Source organism: Arthrobacter sp. TmtSoilC79 (assembly GCF_059739405.1).
In genome coordinates this window covers 2,634,642-2,653,920 of record NZ_AP046051.1, presented here as the reverse complement: position 1 = coordinate 2,653,920, position 19,279 = coordinate 2,634,642, and the positions used below count along the sequence as shown (strand labels likewise).

The following is a 19,279-nucleotide window of genomic DNA, read 5'->3' as shown; positions in this document are numbered from 1 at the left end:
CAAAGCGGGCGTCGTCCGGGTCACTGGCCCCGGACGGCGTCCGGTTTTGACGTTGGTGGAGCCAACTTCCACAGCCGAAGCGCGAAGTGGACGTCTATGCGACGTGACGGCGTGCGCCATTGGGCGCCGAGCAGGGAGTCAATCCGCTCGAGTCGCTGCCTGACGGTGTTCTGGTGGATATGAAGTTGTGAGGACGTTCTTTGAAGACTGCTCCCGGACTCGAGATAAGACCAGAGCGTGCCGAGGAGTTCCGTTCGATGCGCGCGGTCATAGTCCCGGACAGGGCCGAGGGTTCTTTCCACAATCCTCGCTGCAGTTGAAGCGCTGTCGTGGCTGAGCATAATTCCGGCAATCCCCAGATCGTTGAGGTCGGCAAATCCTCGCCTCCAGCCGAGTTCCTTTGCTGCCGTAACAACCTCTGAGGCCTCGTCGTGGGCCTCACGGATGCCGCTGATGCTGCCGCTGGTGGATGTTGCGTGGCCTATGACTGCACGGATCCCTTCCTGGTGCAGAATCTGGTCCATCTCCCTGGCCAACGCTTCGCCGCTCGACGTCGTGACCACGCAGATATGGCCTATGTGCGTAGAGACGAGCATTGGACCTCTACGAAGCCTTTGCTGAACGGTTGCAAGTGCGCTGTGGCGTACCGGAGGATCGACCAGGATGACCAGTACGGCAGTATCGTTGCGCAGTTCAAGGCCGAAGGTAACGAACCTGGCTCTCACAGCTTGCGCCTGGTCCTCTGTCCGGCTGGCAAGCAAGTCTTCCATGAGTGTTGATTGCGCGCGGTTGTTGGCGTCCACAAGTGTGCGTTCGAAGAGAAGCGCTGCGCTCACGAAAACCGAACCCCGCTCAAGAAGGGCAATCTCCTTGCCTGCGGTGCCGTTCATGACCAACGTCGCCAGGTGCTCCTTGCCGGCCGCCACTGCCACGACGGTGTAGACCTCGCCTTTGTGGCGCACGGTTGCTGCGCCCGCGCCGTGGAGAGATGTGTTGATTGCTGATTGCACACCCCAGTTTTCAAACGCGGACTTGGTCAGGGTTACCGAGCCGAATCGGTGACGTCCTGTTGGATCAAACAGGCCCAGTGGCCGGCCCGTGGCCTCTTCGAGGACAGCTACGACTCCCTCGGCATTGACGGAGGCCACCATGCTCCCCATCAGCCGCTCATCGAGTGCGAGCATTGCTTGCAGTTCCCGGGTGCGGCCCTCGTTGCTGGTAGTCGTGCTTCCTATCAGTGCCCGAAGCTGCATGATCTCACTGCCGCGGCGCGTCTGTTCAAGAGCGATGGCGGCTTGGGCGGCCATGTGCTCAAGTGCCCGTTCCCCGGCCGGAGGGAGACTCGCCGGCGATCGATGGGCGACGAGGAGTGCGCCGACGATCCGGCCACCCACCCGGAGTGGTGCCCCGGCGATCGCCTTGACGCCTTCGACGGCGACCACTTGGTCGATGGTGGGAATGTGATTCATATTTGGATCCGCCAGGTAGTCAAGCGTCGAAGCGGTCGAGCCGCCTGCCGCAACTGCTCCCAGCACGCCGGTGCCCAAGGGCATGCGGATATTTCGGTAGGCCTCGGTTTGTACGTTGTCGGTTACGTGGATGTACGTTTCCCCGGAGGGAAGGTCGTTCAGGCTGAGGTAGGCCATGTCGGCGTCCAAAAGGGTGCGGGTGCGTCGCAGGATTCCCTTCAGAATAAGGGTGCGGTCGCGCACGCTTGCCAGATCCCTTGAGCTTTCGGTGGTGGCGTTGAGTATCTCGGTATCTTCCGGAGCCCTGAAGTGCCGGTTGCTTGCCTCATCCATACCGCGATTCTACGCGGGAGGTGTTTGGTTGTGCCATGACATGCGCGCCCATATGTCGCCTGGAGCCATGGTTTTGCCGATGATCAACCTGCAGAGTTGGGACACGGCAAAAGTTGCCGGCAACAACAAGGAGGTTGTAGTGACGGACATGCGAGTCCATATTCTGTCCACAGGGGTCATGGAAACAGATCTCACGTGGCTTCTGCTCAAAGGCGGGCGGACCATTCGCGACCGACACCACAAGGAGGATCCGGTGGTCTGGGGAGAGTGCCCCACTCATGCTGTGCTCATCGAGCACCCAGAGGGACGGATACTGTGGGACACAGGCGTTCCCCGTGATTGGGAGCAACGATGGGCGCCGACGGGATTTCAGGATTTTTTCCCGGTACGCGAACCCGTGGACGGTCCGGGCTATCTGGACTCTTCACTCGCGCAGTTGGAATTGACACCGGACGACATCGACATCCTGGTGCTCTCTCACCTGCATTTCGATCACGCCGCCAATGCCTCAATGTTCAGCAACGGCAAGACCCGGATCATCGCGAACAGCGCCGAAATCGCAGGCGCGCGGGCCATTGAGGGCTACTCACAGGGAGCGCATATCGTCTCGGACTACGACTCCTTGGAGCTGGAGGGGATAAGCGGCGACGTGGAGATCGTTCCCGGCGTCAAGGCACTGGAGACTCCTGGACATACGTGGGGAACCATGTCGTTGCAACTGGATCTCAAGAACGAGGGCACGAAAATCTTCACCTCGGACGCCGTGTACCTCGCTGACAGCTGGGGGCCTCCAGCCGTGGGCGCGGCAATCGTCTGGGACAACCTTCGCTGGCTCGAGTCCGTCGAAAAACTTCGGGGTATCGCAGATCGCACCGGGGCGGAGGTCATCTTCGGCCATGACGGAGATCAAGCCCAAACACTGCGCTATGCACCCAACGGTTTCTACAACTGACCCGCTAACCGGGAGAGAACCATGATCCTCTACGATTTCGGCTGCCAGAACGGGCACCTCTTCGAGGCTGGCCTCAAAAGCATGTCATCGGCCAACCCGCCCTGCCCGGCCTGTCAGGCAGAAACCAACAGGCGTCCCAGCCGGCTCAACATCGGCGGACGCGCTTCCGCGGGACCCTCCCGTGAGCAGATGCCGCGAAGCTGGAATGCGGTGGGGCAAGGCGACCCGGACGCGATAGCGCATTGGCACCGTCTGGCAGGGCGCCGCGAGGCACTTGAAGAAAAGTACCCCGAGCTGGCCGGAGACCGACGCCCCATCCTCGCGCACGAAGGCATCTTCTCGGGCCGCCCGCTCCGTGCCGGTGATGACATTGCCGAGGCAGTGTCCTCGGCCATGGCAGAGGGAGCAACCCCGCATACTCACCCGGCCCCTGGTCCGGGGACCACCAACATGAAAGCCACACCGTGAAAATAGTAGGAGCAGTACTCGAAGATATCGGCAGCCCAAGGCCTTTCGCAGCCTCGCGACCCATCAGCGTCAGAGAACTCGACCTCGACCCGCCAGGTGAGGGAGAAGTGCTGATCAAAATCGAAGCCGCAGGAATTTGCCACTCCGACCTCTCTGTGGTGGACGGCAACCGCATTCGTCCCGTACCGATGCTGCTGGGGCATGAAGCGGCCGGTCGCGTCGTCAGTTGCGGGTCCGGGGTCGAGGACCTCAGCAATGGACAGCAGGTAGTGATGGCTTTCCTGCCTCGTTGTGGGGAATGCTCCAACTGCCACACCAACGGCCGTCTTCCCTGCACACCCGGGTCCAAGGCTAACAACGCCGGAACGTTGCTTTCGGGCGGAGTTCGGCTGCATAGTAACGGGCAGGACGTTCACCATCATTTGGGCGTGTCCGCGTTCGCATCCCACGCCGTCGTCGATCGTCGCTCGCTGGTGCCTGTTGGCGACGACATCCCGCCGGAGGTCGCGGCTGTCCTTGGATGCGCTGTGCTCACCGGCGGAGGAGCCGTCATAAATGCTGCGAAGCCCGAGCCGGGGGAGTCGATCGTGGTTGTTGGACTCGGTGGCGTTGGAATGGCCGCACTGCTCACAGCGGTTTCCCTTGGTACAGGCGATGTCATCGGGGTGGACGCCGTCCCTGACAAGCTTGAACGGGCCATGGCCCTGGGTGCCACGGCCGTTTATTCCCCTGGCCAGGCCTCCGAAGCAGGGCTTAAAGCGCCGATTGTGATTGAGGCGGCCGGGAATGCCAGGGCCTTTGAGACCGCAGTGGCGCTGACCGGCGTCGGTGGCAGGACCGTCACCGTTGGCCTCCCAGCCCCAACTGCTGAAGCTGTCATCAAGCCGCTTGGGCTTACGGCCGAAGCGCGCACGATCATTGGCAGCTATCTCGGGTCGGCTGTACCGGCCCGTGACATCCCGGCGTTCGCGCAGCTCTGGCGTGAAGGACGTCTCCCCATCGAAGCGCTGATTTCATCGACCATTACACTCGGAGAAGTAAACCAAGCCATGGATGACCTCGCGGATGGACTCGCCATGCGCCAGATCATCAGGTTTTGACGCAACCGAAGCATGACTACGGTGAGCGTGGCTTTGAGTGGAGGGCAGCGCGGGCGCCCTCCACTCATGGGCCTTACCGGTCCTTTTAGTCGGGGCGGTTCTCCAGGAGGCTGACTATTTGCCTGAAGCCGGTCGCATGCGCCCGGCTTAGTTCCAGGCCCACCGGTTGTGCGCACGAGGAGAACTTCGCTATGACGGTGTTGCTGACAGGGTCGATCCAGATAAATTGGCCATGGATTCCTGCGGCGTAGAGTGTGCCCCTCTCATCGCCGAGGACCCACCACTGGTTTCTGTAAGAACCTTCAGGGTGGACTTTCTGGTAGGCGCTCCCTCTGGCAAGTAGTGGGTCTCCGCCCCGCATTGTGTCGCTGATCCACCACGACGGGACCACCGTGCGGCCGTTGACGTTGCCGTCGTCCAGCAACAGCTGTCCGATCTTGGCCAAATCACGTGCCGTGCAGGCAATCCCACCATTGGCAAACGCGAAACCGCCGGAATCGGTGGTGATGAGTGCATCATCCTCGGTCAGGAGCCGGGACCAGAGTTCATCTGAGACGACGTCTGCATACCGCTTACCGGTGACGTTCTCGATGATCCATGCAAGCACGTCGGTGCCTGCCGAGCAGTACTGGAATGACTGGCCATGCTCTCCGGACGGCTTGAGGCGCGTGAGGAATTCGTAGGTGTCCCCGGCGTCTGTCTCGAGCTTCGGACGCCAGCCGGCAATCCGGTCCTGCTGCTGGACTTCAGCGTCTGAATCCAGGTAGTCCTCGCTGTACTGGACCGCTGCCGTCATGTCGAGGACTTGGCGGACGGTCGCATCACCGTAGGCACTTCCCTTGAGAACGTGGACGTAGCGAGTGTGCGAGCCGACTCCAGGTGATGCCTTGTGTCCAGGTGCAGCCTCGAGGAGTGTGCGCGTGTAGTCATGCTGTGGATCTGTAAAGATCCGTTCAGCTGCTCCGCTCTCTACGATCTTTCCGGACTTCATGACTGCCACTTCATCGCTGAGATAACGGACGACATCGAGGTCGTGCGAGATGAGCAAGTAGGTGAGCCCTTTTTGCTGCTGCAGATCCTGAAGAAGGTTCAAAATCTGGGCTTGGACTGAAACGTCAAGGGCACTTGTGGGTTCGTCCAGGATCAACAGGCGGGGCGATGTGGCCAGTGCGCGCGCTATCCCAACTCGTTGGCACTGTCCTCCGGAGAGTTGGTGCGGCAGCCTGTGGGCGTGCCCGGCTCCCAACCCGACCTCGTCCAGGAGATCTTCGATTTTCGATTGGAGAGCCTGCCCCCTAAGGGTGGTGTGGGCCCGGAGGGGTTCCGCCACCGAAGCGCCGATGGTCATGCGTGGATTCAAGGACGCCACTGGGTTTTGAAGAACCATTCCCATCCGCGCACGGACGTTCCTTAATGCTCTGGGTGCAAGCTTGCCGAGGTCATCTCCTTCAAAAATTGTCCTTCCGGATGTTGGGCGCACCAGTTGCATGGCACAGCGGGCGAGGGTGCTTTTGCCCGGAGCCGGATTCGCCGACAAGTCCGTAGACCGTACCTTCCTTGATGCTGAGGGAGACATCGTCCACTGCGGTGAAGACTCTTTTATGGTGAGGAAAGGTCTTGACGATTTTTTCGAGGCTGAGGACGTTGGTCATAGTTCGTCTTCCTTGATACAGGCGACTGCATGGTCTGACCCGTTGCGGGTGAGCAAAGGGTCTGTAAAGGAACAGTCGATGACTGCATGCGGGCATCGGTTCATGAAGGCGCACCCTGTGATGGACAGGAGGTTTCCTGGCACTGATCCGGGGATGGCACTCAGTCGTTCGCCATGGGTTCGTCCTGCCGGCAGGGCGCCCAAGAGTCCGCGGGTGTATGGATGGCGGGGGTTGTTCATGACCGCGTCCACGGTCCCGGTTTCGATCACCCTGCCGGCGTAGAGGACGGATACCCTGTCACAGACATCGCGAATGATGCCAAGGTTATGGCTGATGAGCAGCACGCCGAACCCAAACTCATGCCTGAGTTCGTCGATGAGGACCAAAATTTGCCGTGCGACAGTGACATCAAGGGCCGTTGTGGGCTCATCCAGGATCAGTAGCCGGGGTTGGCGCAGCAGGGCCATGGCAATCATGGCACGCTGCAGCATCCCGCCGGATAATTGATGCGGATAACTGAGGAAGACCCGCTCAGGGTCCGGAAGACCGACAAGACCGAGATGCCGCAACACTTCGGATTTACTGTCGGACCTCGAGATCTGCCGGTGCCGGCTCAGGACATCGCTAAGTTGGCGGCCAAGCGTGAAGACGGGGTTGAAAGCGGTCCCGGGGTTCTGAAAGACGATTGCTGCCGGACCGTCCGGCTCCGACGACGGCTGCAGGGGATCACCGCCCATCGTCACTTGCCCCGTACGGCGCGCGCCGCGTGGAAGGATGCCCAAAGCGGCCAGTCCCGTCAGGGATTTGCCACAGCCGGTTTCCCCCACCAGGCCGAGGATCTCACCGGCGGAAACATCGAGGTCGATCCCTCGGACCGGGCGATTGGTGACCTTTCCCCGATCGATGAATTCCACGTTGAGGTCGCGGATGGTCAGTACGTGTGTCATCGCTTTACCTGCCTGGGGTCAAGGAGGTCGCGCAGCGAGTCTCCGAGGAGATTGAATCCGAGGACTGCCAGGAAGATGGCTAGACCCGGAAAGGTGGCTATCCACCAGGAACTGAAGATGAGTCCTCGTCCTTCAGCAACCATTAGGCCCCAATCGGGCAGGGGGGGCTGGGTTCCGAGACCAATGAATGCCAAGGATCCCGCGGCCAGGATCACCGTGCCGATGTCGACCGTTGCCTGGACGAGGATGGGTGTCATGCAATTGCGAAGTACATGGCGGGTGATGATCAGCAACTGAGAGATGCCCATGGCGCGGGCTGCTTCGACGTAGGAGCGTTCGCGAAGGGATCTTGCTTCCGCACGCACAAGGCGTGCGTACCAAGGCCACCAGCTGATGGCCAAAGCGATACCAGCGTTGGTCAGGCTTGGCCCAAGGATGGCAACGGTGACCATTGCCAGAAGCAGCGGCGGGAACGCCTGGAAGATCTCTGTCACACGCATCAAGGTTTCGTCGAGCCAGCCGCCGCAGTACCCGGCCACAGCGCCGAGTGGTATTCCTATGAGGGCAGCAGCGGCGACAACAGTCGCAGAGATCGTCAGCGCCGGGTTGGCGCCCATGATGATCCGGCTGAGAACGTCGCGGCCAAGCTGGTCGGTGCCAAGCCAGTTAAGGGCGTTGGGAGCGAGGTTCCGGGCAGAGGCATTTGTGGAGCCCATGCCCTGGTCGGGGAAGGGTGCCAGCCATTGCCCAAAAACTGCCAAGACAATGACGAGGACGATGATCGCCGCCCCAGCAGCGGCCAGACGGTCGCGGCCCAAGGTCTGCTTAAGAAGTTTAAGCGGTCTGAGGTTGGATTGTTCCGCGGACGCACGGGATCGACTCGGGGTGGTGCTTTCGGTTGTGGGGCTCATGACATTCTCACTCTGGGATCGATTCGGGATTGCAGTATGTCCACCAGGAGGTTGGCCACGAGGTATGCTGTGGCGCCCATGAGAGTAATGGCCATGATGGCCGGGTAGTCCACTGCGAGCATGGAGGACGTGGCGAACTGCCCGATCCCCGGCCAGTTGAAGACGGCCTCGACGAAGAACGTTCCTGTCAGGGCGTAGGCTGTCGCCATTCCGGCGATCGATAAAACGGGCGGCAGGGCATTTTTCAGGGCAAGGCGCCAGCGGATGGCGACCTCCTTCAGACCGTACGCCTGGGCCGTGAAGATATAGTCCTGGTTCATGACATCGAGCATGGCGGCCCTGGTCATACGCGCCATGAGTCCAAGGGGATACGCGGCAAGGGTGAGCGCCGGCAATATCATGTGTTGCAATCCATCCTGGAAGGCCGCACCATTTCCGCTGAGCAGGCTGTCGAACAAGGGAAACCCTGTGATGTGAGTGATCGGATCGGAGTACTTGATGGAATTACTGAACTGTCCCGTGGCTGGAAGTACACCCAGCCCCCCAACGAACAACAGCTGGAGAAGCAACCCCAGCCAAAACGCGGGCACGGAAATTCCCCCGATGGACAGGAACCGAATAGTGCCGTCCAGAAACTTTCCAGGACGACGGGACGCAACGACGCCCAGGAAGACCCCTGCGAGAACAGCCAGACACATGGCAAAACCGATGAGTTCCAAGGTGGCAGGGAGGCGTGAGAGCAATTCATCCAACACCGGGCGTTTTGTGGCAAGCGAATTGCCCCAGTCGCCGGTGAGCAGGTTCTTCACGTATTCGAAGTACTGAACGATCATGGGCCGGTCAAAGCCCAGCTCCTGACGAACCCGATCGAGCTCGGCAGGCGGAGCCTTAGGACCGGCATAAATGACGGCTGGATCGCTGGGAACGATACGGGCCAGCACAAAAACGATTACTGTGAGCACGGCGAGAACCAGCACCGATGTGATGAGCCGTCTGAGGACAAAGCGCAACATGGTTCTCCTTATCTTTAACAATTGTTTGAATTTCGAGCAGGGGAGAGACGAGGCCCGGACCAGATGGCCCGGGCCTCGATCCATTGGGGGTGACTATGCAGCGGGTTTCATGTCTGCAAAGAACACCGTGAAGGGGTAGTTTTCGTTGAACTGGGAAACATTCAGTCCAGCCGGCACGACGGAGACGCCGCGGGCGTCGTAGAGGAATGCCGCAGGTGCTTCCCTGTAGAGGAGGTCCATGGCTTGCTTGTATAGGTCTTGGGCTGCAGCTCTGTCCGTGCCCGTCAACGTCGCCGCCTGGTCCACCAACTTGTCGTACTCCGGGGAATTCCAGTAGCTCAAGTTGAAGGACGGCTTTTCGCTGGAACGGAAGAGAGTGGTGAGGTTGTCACTTCCGGCATCGCTGTAGGTGGGCCAGTAGTACAAGACGAAGATGTCCTGAGCTGTTGCGGGGTCTGCTTTGGCTGCATCCCACTGCTGATTGAACAACTGCGCCTTGACCTCAAGCTCCACCCCTATCTTGGCGAACGCGTCCTTGATCAGTGGCACAAATCGGGCTTCGGCAGGGTTCTCGGATGCGTAGCTAAGCGTCAGCTTCATGCCGTCGGCATGACCAGCTGAGGCCAAAAGCTGTTTGGCCTTCTCCAAGTCCTGGGAGTACTGCGGCACATCCGGGCTGAAGGGGAAGATACCCCGGGGAGCCGGTCCATGGGACTGTGTGCCGTAGCCTTGGGCTCCTATGTCAATAATCTCCTTGTACGGAATGGCATAGCTGAGCGCGCGGCGGACCTCCGGATCGTTGAGCGGCGCGCGGGTCGTGTTGAACATGGCCATGAAGTTGAACGGAGAGTTGAAGTCTTTCACCGTGAACTTCGGATCGTCGGCTAACGTTTTGGCGTTTTCCAGCGGAATGCTGGTCGCGTAGTCGACCTCGCCTGCCGTCAACATCTGCTGGGCGGTTACAGCATCGGGGGTGATGGAGATGTCCACCACGTCGAAATGAGGGGCAGATGCTCTGTTCCAGTGACCCTCAAATTTTTTCAGCACAACCTCAGAGCCGGGTTTGTAGGAGTCGATCGTGTAAGGTCCAGAGCCCCCATCGATTCCGGCATCAAAGTACTTGTCGTCCTTCTCGGATGCTGCGAGTGCCTTAGGGGAAACGATCCATGCACCATAGGTGGAGGAAGCGACGAGGTCCATCGGGGCGGCGTATTTGAGTTTGATGGCGACCGTAGAGTCGTCAGGAGCATCAATGCTCTCCACCGGCGCCCAGATAAAGGATGCTGCTGCCCGCGTCCTCGCAGCATCAATGCTGGCCTTGACAGCGGCGGCGTTGACGGGCTCGCCATCATGGAAGGTCGCGCCGGAACGGATCTTGAAAGTCCAGGCCTTTCCATCCTCACTGGCGCTCCAGGACTCGGCGATAGCGGGCTTGAATTCCTCGGCCGAACCCTCCGGGTTCTTCCACAGCAAAGGCTCGTAAATGTTGCCCATATACAGGGCTTCGGTTGAAAAGGATCGGACTGGATCCCAGGTTGTAATGGCCGCAGACGCAGCAACGCTGAAGACCTCAGGTTTTGACGATGTGTCCGGCGTCGAGGTACAGCCGGCTGAACTTAGGGCAAGTATGGCTGCAGCGGCCGCGGCGAAAGCGGTCCGAGCAGGGTGTTGAAATAAGGGTGCCACAGAGACTCCTTGAAGAAGGTGGGGAAGTGTGACGAGTCTAACTATGAGCGACTATGCCTGGGAAATGCCTATGATGAGTAAAACCAATACCTTGGAGGCATAGTGGATCTGAGACACCTGACGTACTTTTTGAGCATCGCTGATGAAGGATCAATCAACGCAGCTTCACGTTCTCTGTTGGTCGCCCAGCCGTCTCTTTCCAGGCAGCTTCGTTCCTTGGAGAAGGAGCTCGGGCTGACCCTCTTTGATAGATCGGGAGCAAGGTTGTCCCTGACTGCGGCGGGCACTGCGTTTCTGCCGATTGCCAAGGACCTGGTCACTCGCGCGGCACAGGCCAAATCATCCGCTCGCGCAATGGCGGGCGGTTCCGTTCAAAGGCTTACGATAGCGGCGGCCTCCGCGACCATCGCCGACATCATCGCCCCGTTCATCGTTTCCCAAGGGCCGGGGGGAATACTGACCGACGTCGTCGAGGCAACCCCCGAGTTTGTCTACCAGGAGTTGCAGGAGGGCAGGGCTGACTTTGCCCTGGGGACCAAGCCGCCACCATCGAATCTGGAATCGATTGTTGTTGGCAGTGCGTTCCTCTGGGCTCAGTGCAACGCCGAGCATCCTCTGGCGGGCAGGGAGAAAATCGGCCTCTCCGAACTTGTCCAATGGCCTCTCATTGCCATGACAGCTGATTTTGGCGTTCGGACGATGTTCGACGATGCTGTCAGTGCCGAGCACCTCACCTACACCGCCGAATTTGAAGTGCGTTCAGCCCGCGTCGGCCAAGCCTTGGCAGCAGCCGGTAAGGGAATCTGCGTACTCTCGGATGATCCAAGTTTTGGGGTGCACGCCATGCCTATCACGCATAGGGGAAAGGATCTTGTGTTCACCCTCTTCGGCGTCTGGAATCCCTTGCATTTCGCGGCGCCGGCAATAGGGGAGTGCCTGCAGAACCTTTCACGTTTTACCGCGGACCTGTATCCAGCCGCCCGACTGTAGCATCACCATCGGACCAACGTGGCGCTGGCCATTGCAGCGCGGGAGTTCAGTTGAGCTGCAAGTCTTTTCCGGGTCTGGTCTTGACCATGTTCATCGCATAGCTGATCAGGAATTCGTATTCGTCGTCCGGCGTGAGGTCCCCGAGCAGGACATCCATGACGAGTCCGTCTTCCAGCGCTACGAAGCTACGTGCCAGGAATGCCGCTGGTGCTGACAAGGTGAAAGCGTCCGCCTGTGCCCCGCGATCCAGGATCCCTTGGTAGAGATTCGTTTGGCGTTCGACGAAGGCCATCTGCTGGCGTGCGGCCGCTTCATTGCGCAGGTACACAGGGATGAGTTCCACGAGGATGCGGCTGGCGGTTTCGCTTTCGCCCGGCCATGGGACCCCGGAATGGATGCAGGCCCTGAGCTGGTTTTCAGGTCCGCTTTCAGCCTGGATCCGGGCTTCCCTACGGTCGCAGTACTCCGTGACACCTTGATGGAAGACCTCACTGAAGAGTTCATCAACGTCGCGGTAGTAATACAGAACCGCAGCGGGGGTGACGCCCGCTTCGTTTGCAATGTCGGAGAGGCGTGCCGCCGATGATCCTCTATCCAGCAGGACTCGTGCGGCTGCTGCTACGAGTTGATCCCGGCGTTCTCTTTGATTCCGTGGTCTTGCCATGGTCACCATGCTTTCATACCGCTTCGACGTGAGCCTTGACACATCATAGTTCGTTAATTAATCTTTAATTAATATTTAGTTAATGAACTCTCCCTCTAGGAATCCCACGCCATGACTCGACTTCTCCCTCTGGCTCTTGTGCAATCGCCCGCAGAGACCTTGACTGATTTTGCAGCTGGTCTCGAGCGGAAGGTCAAAGCACATGCGGTCGCCGACCTCTTCGTCTACCCGGAGTTGCACTTGAATAGCGCAGATGCTCCTGGTCCTGCCGAGCGGCAGGCCTACATGGAGGCCTCTGCCGAACCTCTTGATGGCCCGCGCGGGAGCATTCTTGCCGAGCTCGCCGGCGATCTGGGTATCTGGCTGTTGCCTGGCAGTGTTCTTGAACGTGGCACTGATGGTCGCATCTACAACACCGCCGTTGTTTACTCACCGCAGGGAAAAGCCGTGGCTGCCTACCGGAAGATCTTTCCGTGGAAGCCTTACGAAACGGTTTCCTCGGGTACAGACTTCGTGGTCTTCGATATGGCCGGCTACGGCAGGGTGGGTTTGTCCATTTGCTACGACGCCTGGTTCCCCGAGCACAGCAGGCATTTGGCATGGATGGGCGCGGAGCTCATTCTCAATGTTGTTCAGACCCCCACCAATGACCGGGTGCAAGAAGTAGTAATCAGCCAAGCCAACGCAATCGTCAACCAGAACTTCGTTGCCAGCGTCAACGCGGCCGGCCCCCACGGGGTGGGGCGCAGCCTCCTGATCGACCCCGAGGGCCGCGTGCGGGTCTCGGCGACCGGACCTGAAGATGCGACCTTGGTGGATGTGATCGACCTGGACCAGGTGGTCAATGTTCGTCGGCATGGCACGGCGGGCGTGACCCGACCCTGGGACCAGTTCGCTGAAAACGACGAATCGATTCCCTTGCCGCTTTACTCGGGCCGGCTTGATCCCCTTCTCTGGCGCCAGACAAACTCCCCGACTATCATGACCGACCTCAGCACTGCCTTAGCCCAAGGAACCTCCCATGTCCGCTGAGCCCACCAAACTTGCCCCCAAGCTATCGCTGTTATCGGTAGTCGTGTTCGGGCTGGCCTACATGGCCCCGGGGATCGTCATTTCGATTTTCGGCGTTATCGCCGCCACCAGCGAGGGAACAGCGCCCACGGCGTTCGCACTAGCCGCCGTCGCCATGTTGCTGACGGCACTTAGCTACGCGAAGATGGCAAAGATTTTCCCGAACTCCGGTTCTGCGTACGTGTATGCGAGGAGGTTGCTCGATTCCCGCGTCGGATTTCTCGTGGGGTGGGCAATCCTCTTGGACTACCTCTTCCTTCCCACCGTGGCCTGGCTTTTCCAGTCCTTCTATCTGGCAGCGCAGTTTCCCAACATCCCGGTTTGGGCCTGGCTCGCGCTGAATGCAGGTCTGACGACGATCATCAACGTCACGGGAATCGTACTCACCGACCGCGTCAACAAAGTCCTGACGCTTCTGGTGGTCACTCTCATCGGCATCTTCATCGCATACTGTCTGGCCTACCTCGGCGGAAACCCGGCGGCGTCGTTCACGGATCCCTTCTGGAACAACGCCACCACGGTGGGCGGCGTCGCCGCTGCCGCCGCCATTGCTGCCTACTCCTTCCTGGGATTCGACGCCGTAAGCACGCTCAGCGAAGAGACCAAAAACGCTGAGCGGAACATCCCACGCGCGATCCTCCTGACTGTCATCGTCGGTGGAATACTCTTCGTTGTTGTCTCCTTGATCATGCAGCTGGTACACCCCGGTGGGGACTTTGAGGAAGCGGCAACTGCCGCGTACGCCATGCAGGTCCTGGTCGGGGGTCAGTTCTACGCCAACGTCACCAATATCCTGGGCATCATTGGCGGATTCGCATCCGGCCTTGCCATCCAAGCCAGCACCAGCCGCCTCCTCTATGTCATGGGCCGTGACGGAGTCCTGCCCCGCAGGCTCTTCGGGCGCCTCAATCGCCGAACCAAAACGCCCGTCTTCAATCTCGTCCTGGTCGGCGCAATGGCGATGCTGGCACTGAACATCTCCGTGGAAATCGCCACATCCTTTATCAACTTCGGAGCCTTCCTGGCATTCACAACGGTCAACCTTTGCGTTATCGCCTACTTCATCCGAAGCCGTAAGCAGGGCAAAAAGATGTCGGTCATCGGCTTCATAGTGTTACCCATCCTGGGTGCCGGCGTCGACATTTACCTCCTGACCCAGCTCAGTTCCATTGCCATCACCATCGGACTTTGCTGGATCGCCCTGGGCGTTATCTACCTCGCCTTCCTGACCAAGGGCTTCCGCAAGGAACCACCGGAGATGCGTCTCCACGAGCGAGAGAGCAACGCTGCTCAAAGTGTCGAGGACCTCCAAAATCCGGACAGCGGACACCAACCACCCATCAAGCACGGTGGCGGCCGAGTCCAGTCAACCGAAATCTGAACCCTCCGGGAACCACCAGGGCGGGCCTGTCCATCAGGCCCGCCCTTTGGCGGCATACACGACCTCGAAGGGCAGAACAGGCGCAATAGGAAGACGTTCTGACTCTTACGGCTTGTGGTCCGGCTCGAGTGCGACGAACTTGTGGCTTGCCAACGGTGGCGGTCCGATGAGTTTGCTTAGGCCTCCTTGAATCTGATGGACCAGGTGCATGTGCCCCAATGAGGCATCCAAGGTGTCATCAGGAAATGACAGTGCTCTTTGCCCCGCTCCGCCAAAGTAATACGGTCCTGCGGCTCCGCGGTACACAGTGTCCCTGAGCGCCGCTTTGACAACTTCAAAATCCCACGGAGCGTTCACTTGCGACCAGGCCGAAGCGAGAACGTTGACCATGTCAAAGTGCATTGCCGCCCCGCCGGATCCAGGATCCTGCGCGTAAGTGGCAGTGTAAAGCTTCCTGAACGGTGCACTGACCGGATCATCATAGGTTCCGATGACGGTGGACCATACCAACCCTTCTGCCAACCGTCCCAGACGGGCGGCAAAGTTCGGGACGGTCGGTGACCATGCCGTGTATACCAGCGGAGGACTTCCATGGGTCTTGAGTCCGCCGATAAAGGCCTCGAGATCGCGTTCTGGAAAAACGGAGATGTAGGCAGCCGCTGGACGTGCCAGTGAAACCTCGGCGGCCACCTTGGCGAGGTTGGGTTCACTGTCATCAACGGTAATCACCAACCCAACCTTCCATCCGCTGTTTTCAACCTCGCGCTGGAGGTCTTCGACGCTCGCCCGCGCCAGCGAACTTTGCCGCACCACCAAGGCCACGGACTTGCCCGGGGGCTCCCACTGTCCGGTGTCCACGAACATGCTAAGTGTTCGGGAAAAACCGGACAGATAGGCGATTTCTGTCGCGCAGACCTGGAAGGTGTTTCCCAGTATCGTCGAGTTTTCCATCACGTCGTGGCTCAGGGCCGGATTAACCATGCCGTGCAACAAGGGTGTACCGCTACGTGATGCGACGTGGAGCGCCGCGGACGCAGCGGGCAGCGGGAAGTTTCCCAGCGTGAATGCGTCCATATCGATGTCCTGCATATTTCCCACGACCCGGGCAAGACTCTCTGCTGAGGTCTCGATTGCCACGTGTTCTACCGGGCGTCCGTTAACACCGCCGATCCGGTTCAGCCGGGCAACAGCAAGCTCAGAGCCGCGACGCATGCTTCCCACGTCATGCCGGCCTGCGATTCCCTCTGGAAAAATTGAGGCCAGACGAATAGGCCTCATGCTCGCCGCCCGCTGAAGGCTAGCCGGCCCTCGCCTCTCCGCCACCTGTGTGAGGAGAACCTGTCGAAGGTCTTCCGGTAACTCGATCCTGGTAGTGCACAGTGGAGCAACGTAAGCGTTGGCTGCCGCGATCAAGGCAGCTACAGCGGCCCTGGAGGCGACGTTGAGTTTCGTGAGGATGTGTTCGATGTGAGTAGCGACTGTTCGTCGGGCACAGTGAAACAGCTCCGCGATTTCGGGATTGGAAAGGCCGCCAGCTACGCAGGAGGCCACTTCGAGCTCTCTGACCGTTAATCCGAAGGGCGGAGGTGTGGACTCGGCCGTCAAAACCGTGGAAAGCCTATGGCCAACTGCAGTCTCAATTCGTATTCTCCGTACGTGTCGTCCATCGACGAATAAGAACGACACGTGGGAAACCTTGTTATTCAGAGCACGGACAGCATAGTCAACTAAGGAAGCTCTGGCAGCAAAAAATCCGGGGCTGGTGGTTTGAGTGTTGTCTACATCCCACACGATGATCTGATGATCCGTTTTCGCGGGCAGTGGAGCACAAGTGCGGCGATCCATCATCCAGTCCTGTCAGCGACCTAGGGTGACCTTTAGTTCGTCAATTTTACTCCCGACGTAAGGGCCCGAAAGGGCGTAACACTGCTTACAGAGTGTCTATTTCAGCCAGTTCGGAGCATTCTGCGACCCAAGACTGGTGCCGCCATCAACCACTAGTGTCTGACCTGTGACCCAGTGTGATTCCGCGCTAAGGAGCCACATAATCGCTGGTGTGATGTCCTGCGGGATCGCGACCCTTCCGTGAGGCGAAGCGGTGCTGAGCGCGGCGACGTAATCCCGCGGGACTGCGTTGAGGGGAGAACTACCGTCAACAAACCCGGGAGCGACAGCATTGACGCGGAAGCCCCTTGAACAATTCTCCAGTGCGACTCCACGGACTATTGCTTCCAGGGCGGCCTTGGAAGCTGCGTAGGCGGTGGTACCGGTCCTCGCCCGGGCCGCTGCGGTGCTACTAATGACAACTACCGAGCACTGCCGGGAGTCAGCCACAGTCAGCCGGGCCATGGTCGTTATCGCGATCAACGCCGAGCGTGCATTGACCACCATGAGTTCATCGAACTGATCCTCGCTCGTTTCGTCGGCCAGTATTGCCGGAAACATTCCGGCCGCGAAAACCAAGCCGTCGAACGGACCCGACTCCAGCCACTTGGTTTCAATCATTGGCCGCAAAGTTCCGTTGACCTTCAGATCTACTTCAGGCAGGTCCAAGCCAGTAAAAGAATGTTTGGAGGTTTCCATGGCTGCGGTTACGGATTTCCCGAGACCTCCCTCTGAGCCGATGACAAGATATTTGCGCGAGAGATCTTTCATTTCGTTAGAAGCTCCCTGCGCTTCTCCCTGGACGCATTGAGGCAAGTCTCAAAGGCAACGCCCAAATCCAGGCACTGCTCAATGAACTGCTCCAAGGCCAGGAGGCGCCCGCCCCGGCCGATTACTTGCGGATGGAGCGTCACCACACATACTCCTCCGGTTTCCTCACGGACCATAAATTCCACATCGCGGAGGAAGGATCTGAACATGGCTTGCGGATCTGCAAGCCCGGGCATGACGAAGTCCTTGGTGCGTACAAACTCAAGGTGTGGATAATCGTCCAAGGTCCAGGAAACCGGCAGTTCCATGATTGAAGAGGGCGTTCCGAACTCGAAGGAAGCGTCGGGCGGGCAGTGGTCGCCGTAACGCGCAAAGTAGGGCTGGTAGTCCTGACCCATAAGGGAGGAGTCATATTCGATCCCCAGTTGTTCAAGGATTTTTACTGTGTGGTTCGTGAAGTCGAAACTTGGTGTGCGATGACCCTTGGGCGCCGAGCCAGTCAGCTTCGTAATAAGGGCGATGCTTCGTTCATTGATACTCCTTTCTTCACTTTCGGTCAGAAGCGAAACGTTTTCGTGGGCGTATCCGTGCAGGGAGATTTCGTGGCCGGCGTCGGCTATCCACTGGCTCTCTTGGGGATAGGTTTCCAAGGTGTGCCCAGGGATGAAGAACGTCGAGGTGATGCCGTTGCGCGAAAGCAGGCGAAGTATTCTGGGGATGGCGTAAGCACCAAACTCGCCCCGCGACACCGGGCCGGGCGAGGTCATGGACCTCGCAATCCACAATGAGATGGCATCGAAGTCGAAGGTCAGGCAAACGGTTCCCCTTTTAGTGGACATGTGCAGCCTCCAGAGGGTGGAACTCAAGGTTCGGCTGCTGGCCAGGGGTAAAGAGTGAGTGCAGATTCCATCTCGAGTAGGGGTTTTCACTTGGTGAACCTGGCGCAATCCATAAGTCCAGGGTGTTAAGGTCCATCACCACGGAATAGACGGTGGATACCTGTTCGTTCCCTGGGACTCCGGGGTCCGGGTAACGGCAGATTCCGTCAGGGTAGGAGTAGGTGTCTCTGAGGGCGCTGATCAGATCGGAGACTTCGACGGCGCGATCCTGGGCCTTGCCTTCCAGTAGTCGGCGCAACCGGGAGGACCTCAGAAGAGTCAGTGCGCTTGTACCAGCCTTCAAGTCTTTGAGGTTGAGCCCGCTTTCAAAATGATTCGCGTGGACAATCATTCCGTCTGCCGGCAGGAGATAACCGAAGTCGTCCGGAGCCAACTCGAAATCGATTGATTCCCCGTCGGCGTCAGCCAGGAGAATATTGCCTGAAGAGACCCGGCTGACCCCAAGAACCGCCTTGTGAGCCTTGCTCATGGTCCTGGCTTGCAGGACCCCGCGAAGCAAGTAGTGGTACGGCACACCATGGCCGCCTGCGTCCCGGTCAGATACAAGCAGGTTGGCGCAGACACCCAGCCCGGCGGAGTTCAACCCTGACTTGGCAAGCATGCCTGCTTCCGTTAGTGACAACACGGAGAAGCCGTTCGTGTCACGGGTCGCCAAAAGGAAGGTGGCAGGCCCTTGCTCAGGATGCCAGTCCCAATTCTGACCGATCAGTGTGTGACCATCTGCGGTATGGCTCGACACGACGGAAACCGAAGTGCATCCTTCTTCCGTATATCCGGATCCATAGAGTATCTCGGTCCGCGCATTCAGAGCCGCAAGTCGTCCTACGCGTTGACGGGAACCCCTGGCCATGCCCTCGAGCATGGCAGCAATGTCAGTGTTGTAGCTTTTCAAGATTTGCCAATACCGCTCGCCCCAACGGTCAATGTCGTTGTCCGTGAGCCCGGCATCGTCCTTGAAACGCTGGACGTATGTGTTCAGGCTTTGCTCTATGAGGTTGGCGGATTGTTGTCCCAGTTGCTCGCCCATGTCCAAGTAGGAGCCCTGAACGGCGAAGACAGCTGGCGTGTTGGTGATTGGTTGCATTGGT

General features: G+C 59.2%; 18 protein-coding genes. 6 read left to right on the top strand and 12 right to left on the bottom strand.

What is annotated here, in order from left to right; translation table 11 throughout:
• Positions 1-20 precede the first annotated feature (20 nt).
• Positions 21-1,802 carry a helix-turn-helix domain-containing protein gene (locus tag AC6JA3_RS12215; RefSeq protein WP_026540390.1) on the bottom strand — a complete coding sequence of 594 codons (1,782 nt, stop codon included), beginning with the start codon at positions 1,800-1,802 and terminating at the stop codon, positions 21-23.
• A 79-nt stretch (positions 1,803-1,881) separates the two neighbouring features.
• Between AC6JA3_RS12215 and AC6JA3_RS12210 the strand changes: the two genes are divergently transcribed.
• From AC6JA3_RS12210 to AC6JA3_RS12200, 3 genes are read left to right on the top strand one after another with little or no spacing between them, the layout of a single operon-like run.
• Positions 1,882-2,754 (top strand): N-acyl homoserine lactonase family protein, encoded by an 873-nt coding sequence (locus AC6JA3_RS12210; RefSeq protein WP_238324862.1) that lies wholly within the window; start codon positions 1,882-1,884, stop codon positions 2,752-2,754.
• Between the two features lie 21 nt (positions 2,755-2,775).
• Positions 2,776-3,222 carry a zinc ribbon domain-containing protein gene (locus AC6JA3_RS12205; RefSeq protein ID WP_175493405.1) on the top strand — a complete coding sequence of 149 codons (447 nt, stop codon included), beginning with the start codon at positions 2,776-2,778 and terminating at the stop codon, positions 3,220-3,222.
• A complete protein-coding gene (locus AC6JA3_RS12200) occupies positions 3,219-4,322 on the top strand; it encodes an alcohol dehydrogenase catalytic domain-containing protein (protein WP_497920143.1) in 1,104 nt (367 codons plus the stop codon). The genes AC6JA3_RS12205 and AC6JA3_RS12200 overlap by 4 nt, the downstream gene beginning before the upstream one ends.
• An 85-nt stretch (positions 4,323-4,407) precedes the next feature.
• Here the strand turns inward: AC6JA3_RS12200 and AC6JA3_RS12195 are convergent, their stop codons facing one another.
• From AC6JA3_RS12195 to AC6JA3_RS12170, 6 genes are all read right to left on the bottom strand, one after another.
• Positions 4,408-5,811: a serine hydrolase gene (locus AC6JA3_RS12195; RefSeq protein ID WP_497920142.1), complete on the bottom strand. Its 1,404-nt coding sequence runs from the start codon at positions 5,809-5,811 to the stop codon at positions 4,408-4,410.
• Entirely contained in the window at positions 5,771-5,974 is a 204-nt protein-coding gene (locus tag AC6JA3_RS12190; protein WP_497920141.1) for a hypothetical protein, read from the bottom strand. Before AC6JA3_RS12190 ends, AC6JA3_RS12195 begins: the two co-directional genes overlap by 41 nt.
• On the bottom strand, positions 5,971-6,921 hold the full coding sequence (locus tag AC6JA3_RS12185; RefSeq protein WP_026540393.1) for an ABC transporter ATP-binding protein: 951 nt from the start codon (positions 6,919-6,921) through the stop codon (positions 5,971-5,973). Before AC6JA3_RS12185 ends, AC6JA3_RS12190 begins: the two co-directional genes overlap by 4 nt.
• Entirely contained in the window at positions 6,918-7,739 is an 822-nt protein-coding gene (locus tag AC6JA3_RS12180; RefSeq protein ID WP_026546627.1) for an ABC transporter permease, read from the bottom strand. Before AC6JA3_RS12180 ends, AC6JA3_RS12185 begins: the two co-directional genes overlap by 4 nt.
• Positions 7,740-7,828: 89 nt before the next feature.
• Positions 7,829-8,845 (bottom strand): ABC transporter permease, encoded by a 1,017-nt coding sequence (locus AC6JA3_RS12175; protein ID WP_026540395.1) that lies wholly within the window; start codon positions 8,843-8,845, stop codon positions 7,829-7,831.
• 93 nt (positions 8,846-8,938) lie between these two features.
• Positions 8,939-10,339: an ABC transporter substrate-binding protein gene (locus tag AC6JA3_RS12170; RefSeq protein ID WP_051420754.1), complete on the bottom strand. Its 1,401-nt coding sequence runs from the start codon at positions 10,337-10,339 to the stop codon at positions 8,939-8,941.
• A gap of 294 nt (positions 10,340-10,633) precedes the next feature.
• On the opposite strand from AC6JA3_RS12170, the gene AC6JA3_RS12165 reads away from it, so the two are divergent.
• Positions 10,634-11,521: a LysR family transcriptional regulator gene (locus AC6JA3_RS12165; protein ID WP_026540396.1), complete on the top strand. Its 888-nt coding sequence runs from the start codon at positions 10,634-10,636 to the stop codon at positions 11,519-11,521.
• A gap of 46 nt (positions 11,522-11,567) precedes the next feature.
• Here AC6JA3_RS12165 and AC6JA3_RS12160 read toward each other — a convergent pair whose 3' ends face one another.
• Positions 11,568-12,185: a TetR/AcrR family transcriptional regulator gene (locus tag AC6JA3_RS12160; protein ID WP_051420801.1), complete on the bottom strand. Its 618-nt coding sequence runs from the start codon at positions 12,183-12,185 to the stop codon at positions 11,568-11,570.
• A 111-nt stretch (positions 12,186-12,296) separates the two neighbouring features.
• Between AC6JA3_RS12160 and AC6JA3_RS12155 the strand changes: the two genes are divergently transcribed.
• Both AC6JA3_RS12155 and AC6JA3_RS12150 read left to right on the top strand, forming a co-directional pair.
• Positions 12,297-13,217 (top strand): carbon-nitrogen hydrolase family protein, encoded by a 921-nt coding sequence (locus tag AC6JA3_RS12155; protein WP_051420755.1) that lies wholly within the window; start codon positions 12,297-12,299, stop codon positions 13,215-13,217.
• Positions 13,207-14,637 (top strand): APC family permease, encoded by a 1,431-nt coding sequence (locus AC6JA3_RS12150; protein WP_081733261.1) that lies wholly within the window; start codon positions 13,207-13,209, stop codon positions 14,635-14,637. Before AC6JA3_RS12155 ends, AC6JA3_RS12150 begins: the two co-directional genes overlap by 11 nt.
• A gap of 105 nt (positions 14,638-14,742) precedes the next feature.
• Here AC6JA3_RS12150 and AC6JA3_RS12145 read toward each other — a convergent pair whose 3' ends face one another.
• The 4 genes from AC6JA3_RS12145 to AC6JA3_RS12130 all read right to left on the bottom strand — a co-directional run bounded on the left by AC6JA3_RS12145 (position 14,743) and on the right by AC6JA3_RS12130 (position 19,275).
• Complete coding sequence (locus AC6JA3_RS12145) at positions 14,743-16,485, bottom strand: ABC transporter substrate-binding protein (protein WP_081733262.1); 1,743 nt, start codon at positions 16,483-16,485, stop codon at positions 14,743-14,745.
• 93 nt (positions 16,486-16,578) lie between these two features.
• Positions 16,579-17,220: an SDR family NAD(P)-dependent oxidoreductase gene (locus AC6JA3_RS12140; RefSeq protein WP_280642490.1), complete on the bottom strand. Its 642-nt coding sequence runs from the start codon at positions 17,218-17,220 to the stop codon at positions 16,579-16,581.
• Between the two features lie 68 nt (positions 17,221-17,288).
• Positions 17,289-18,131 (bottom strand): polysaccharide deacetylase family protein, encoded by an 843-nt coding sequence (locus AC6JA3_RS12135; protein WP_026540398.1) that lies wholly within the window; start codon positions 18,129-18,131, stop codon positions 17,289-17,291.
• On the bottom strand, positions 18,121-19,275 hold the full coding sequence (locus AC6JA3_RS12130; RefSeq protein WP_347783478.1) for a C45 family autoproteolytic acyltransferase/hydrolase: 1,155 nt from the start codon (positions 19,273-19,275) through the stop codon (positions 18,121-18,123). The genes AC6JA3_RS12135 and AC6JA3_RS12130 overlap by 11 nt, the downstream gene beginning before the upstream one ends.
• Positions 19,276-19,279: the final 4 nt, after the last annotated feature.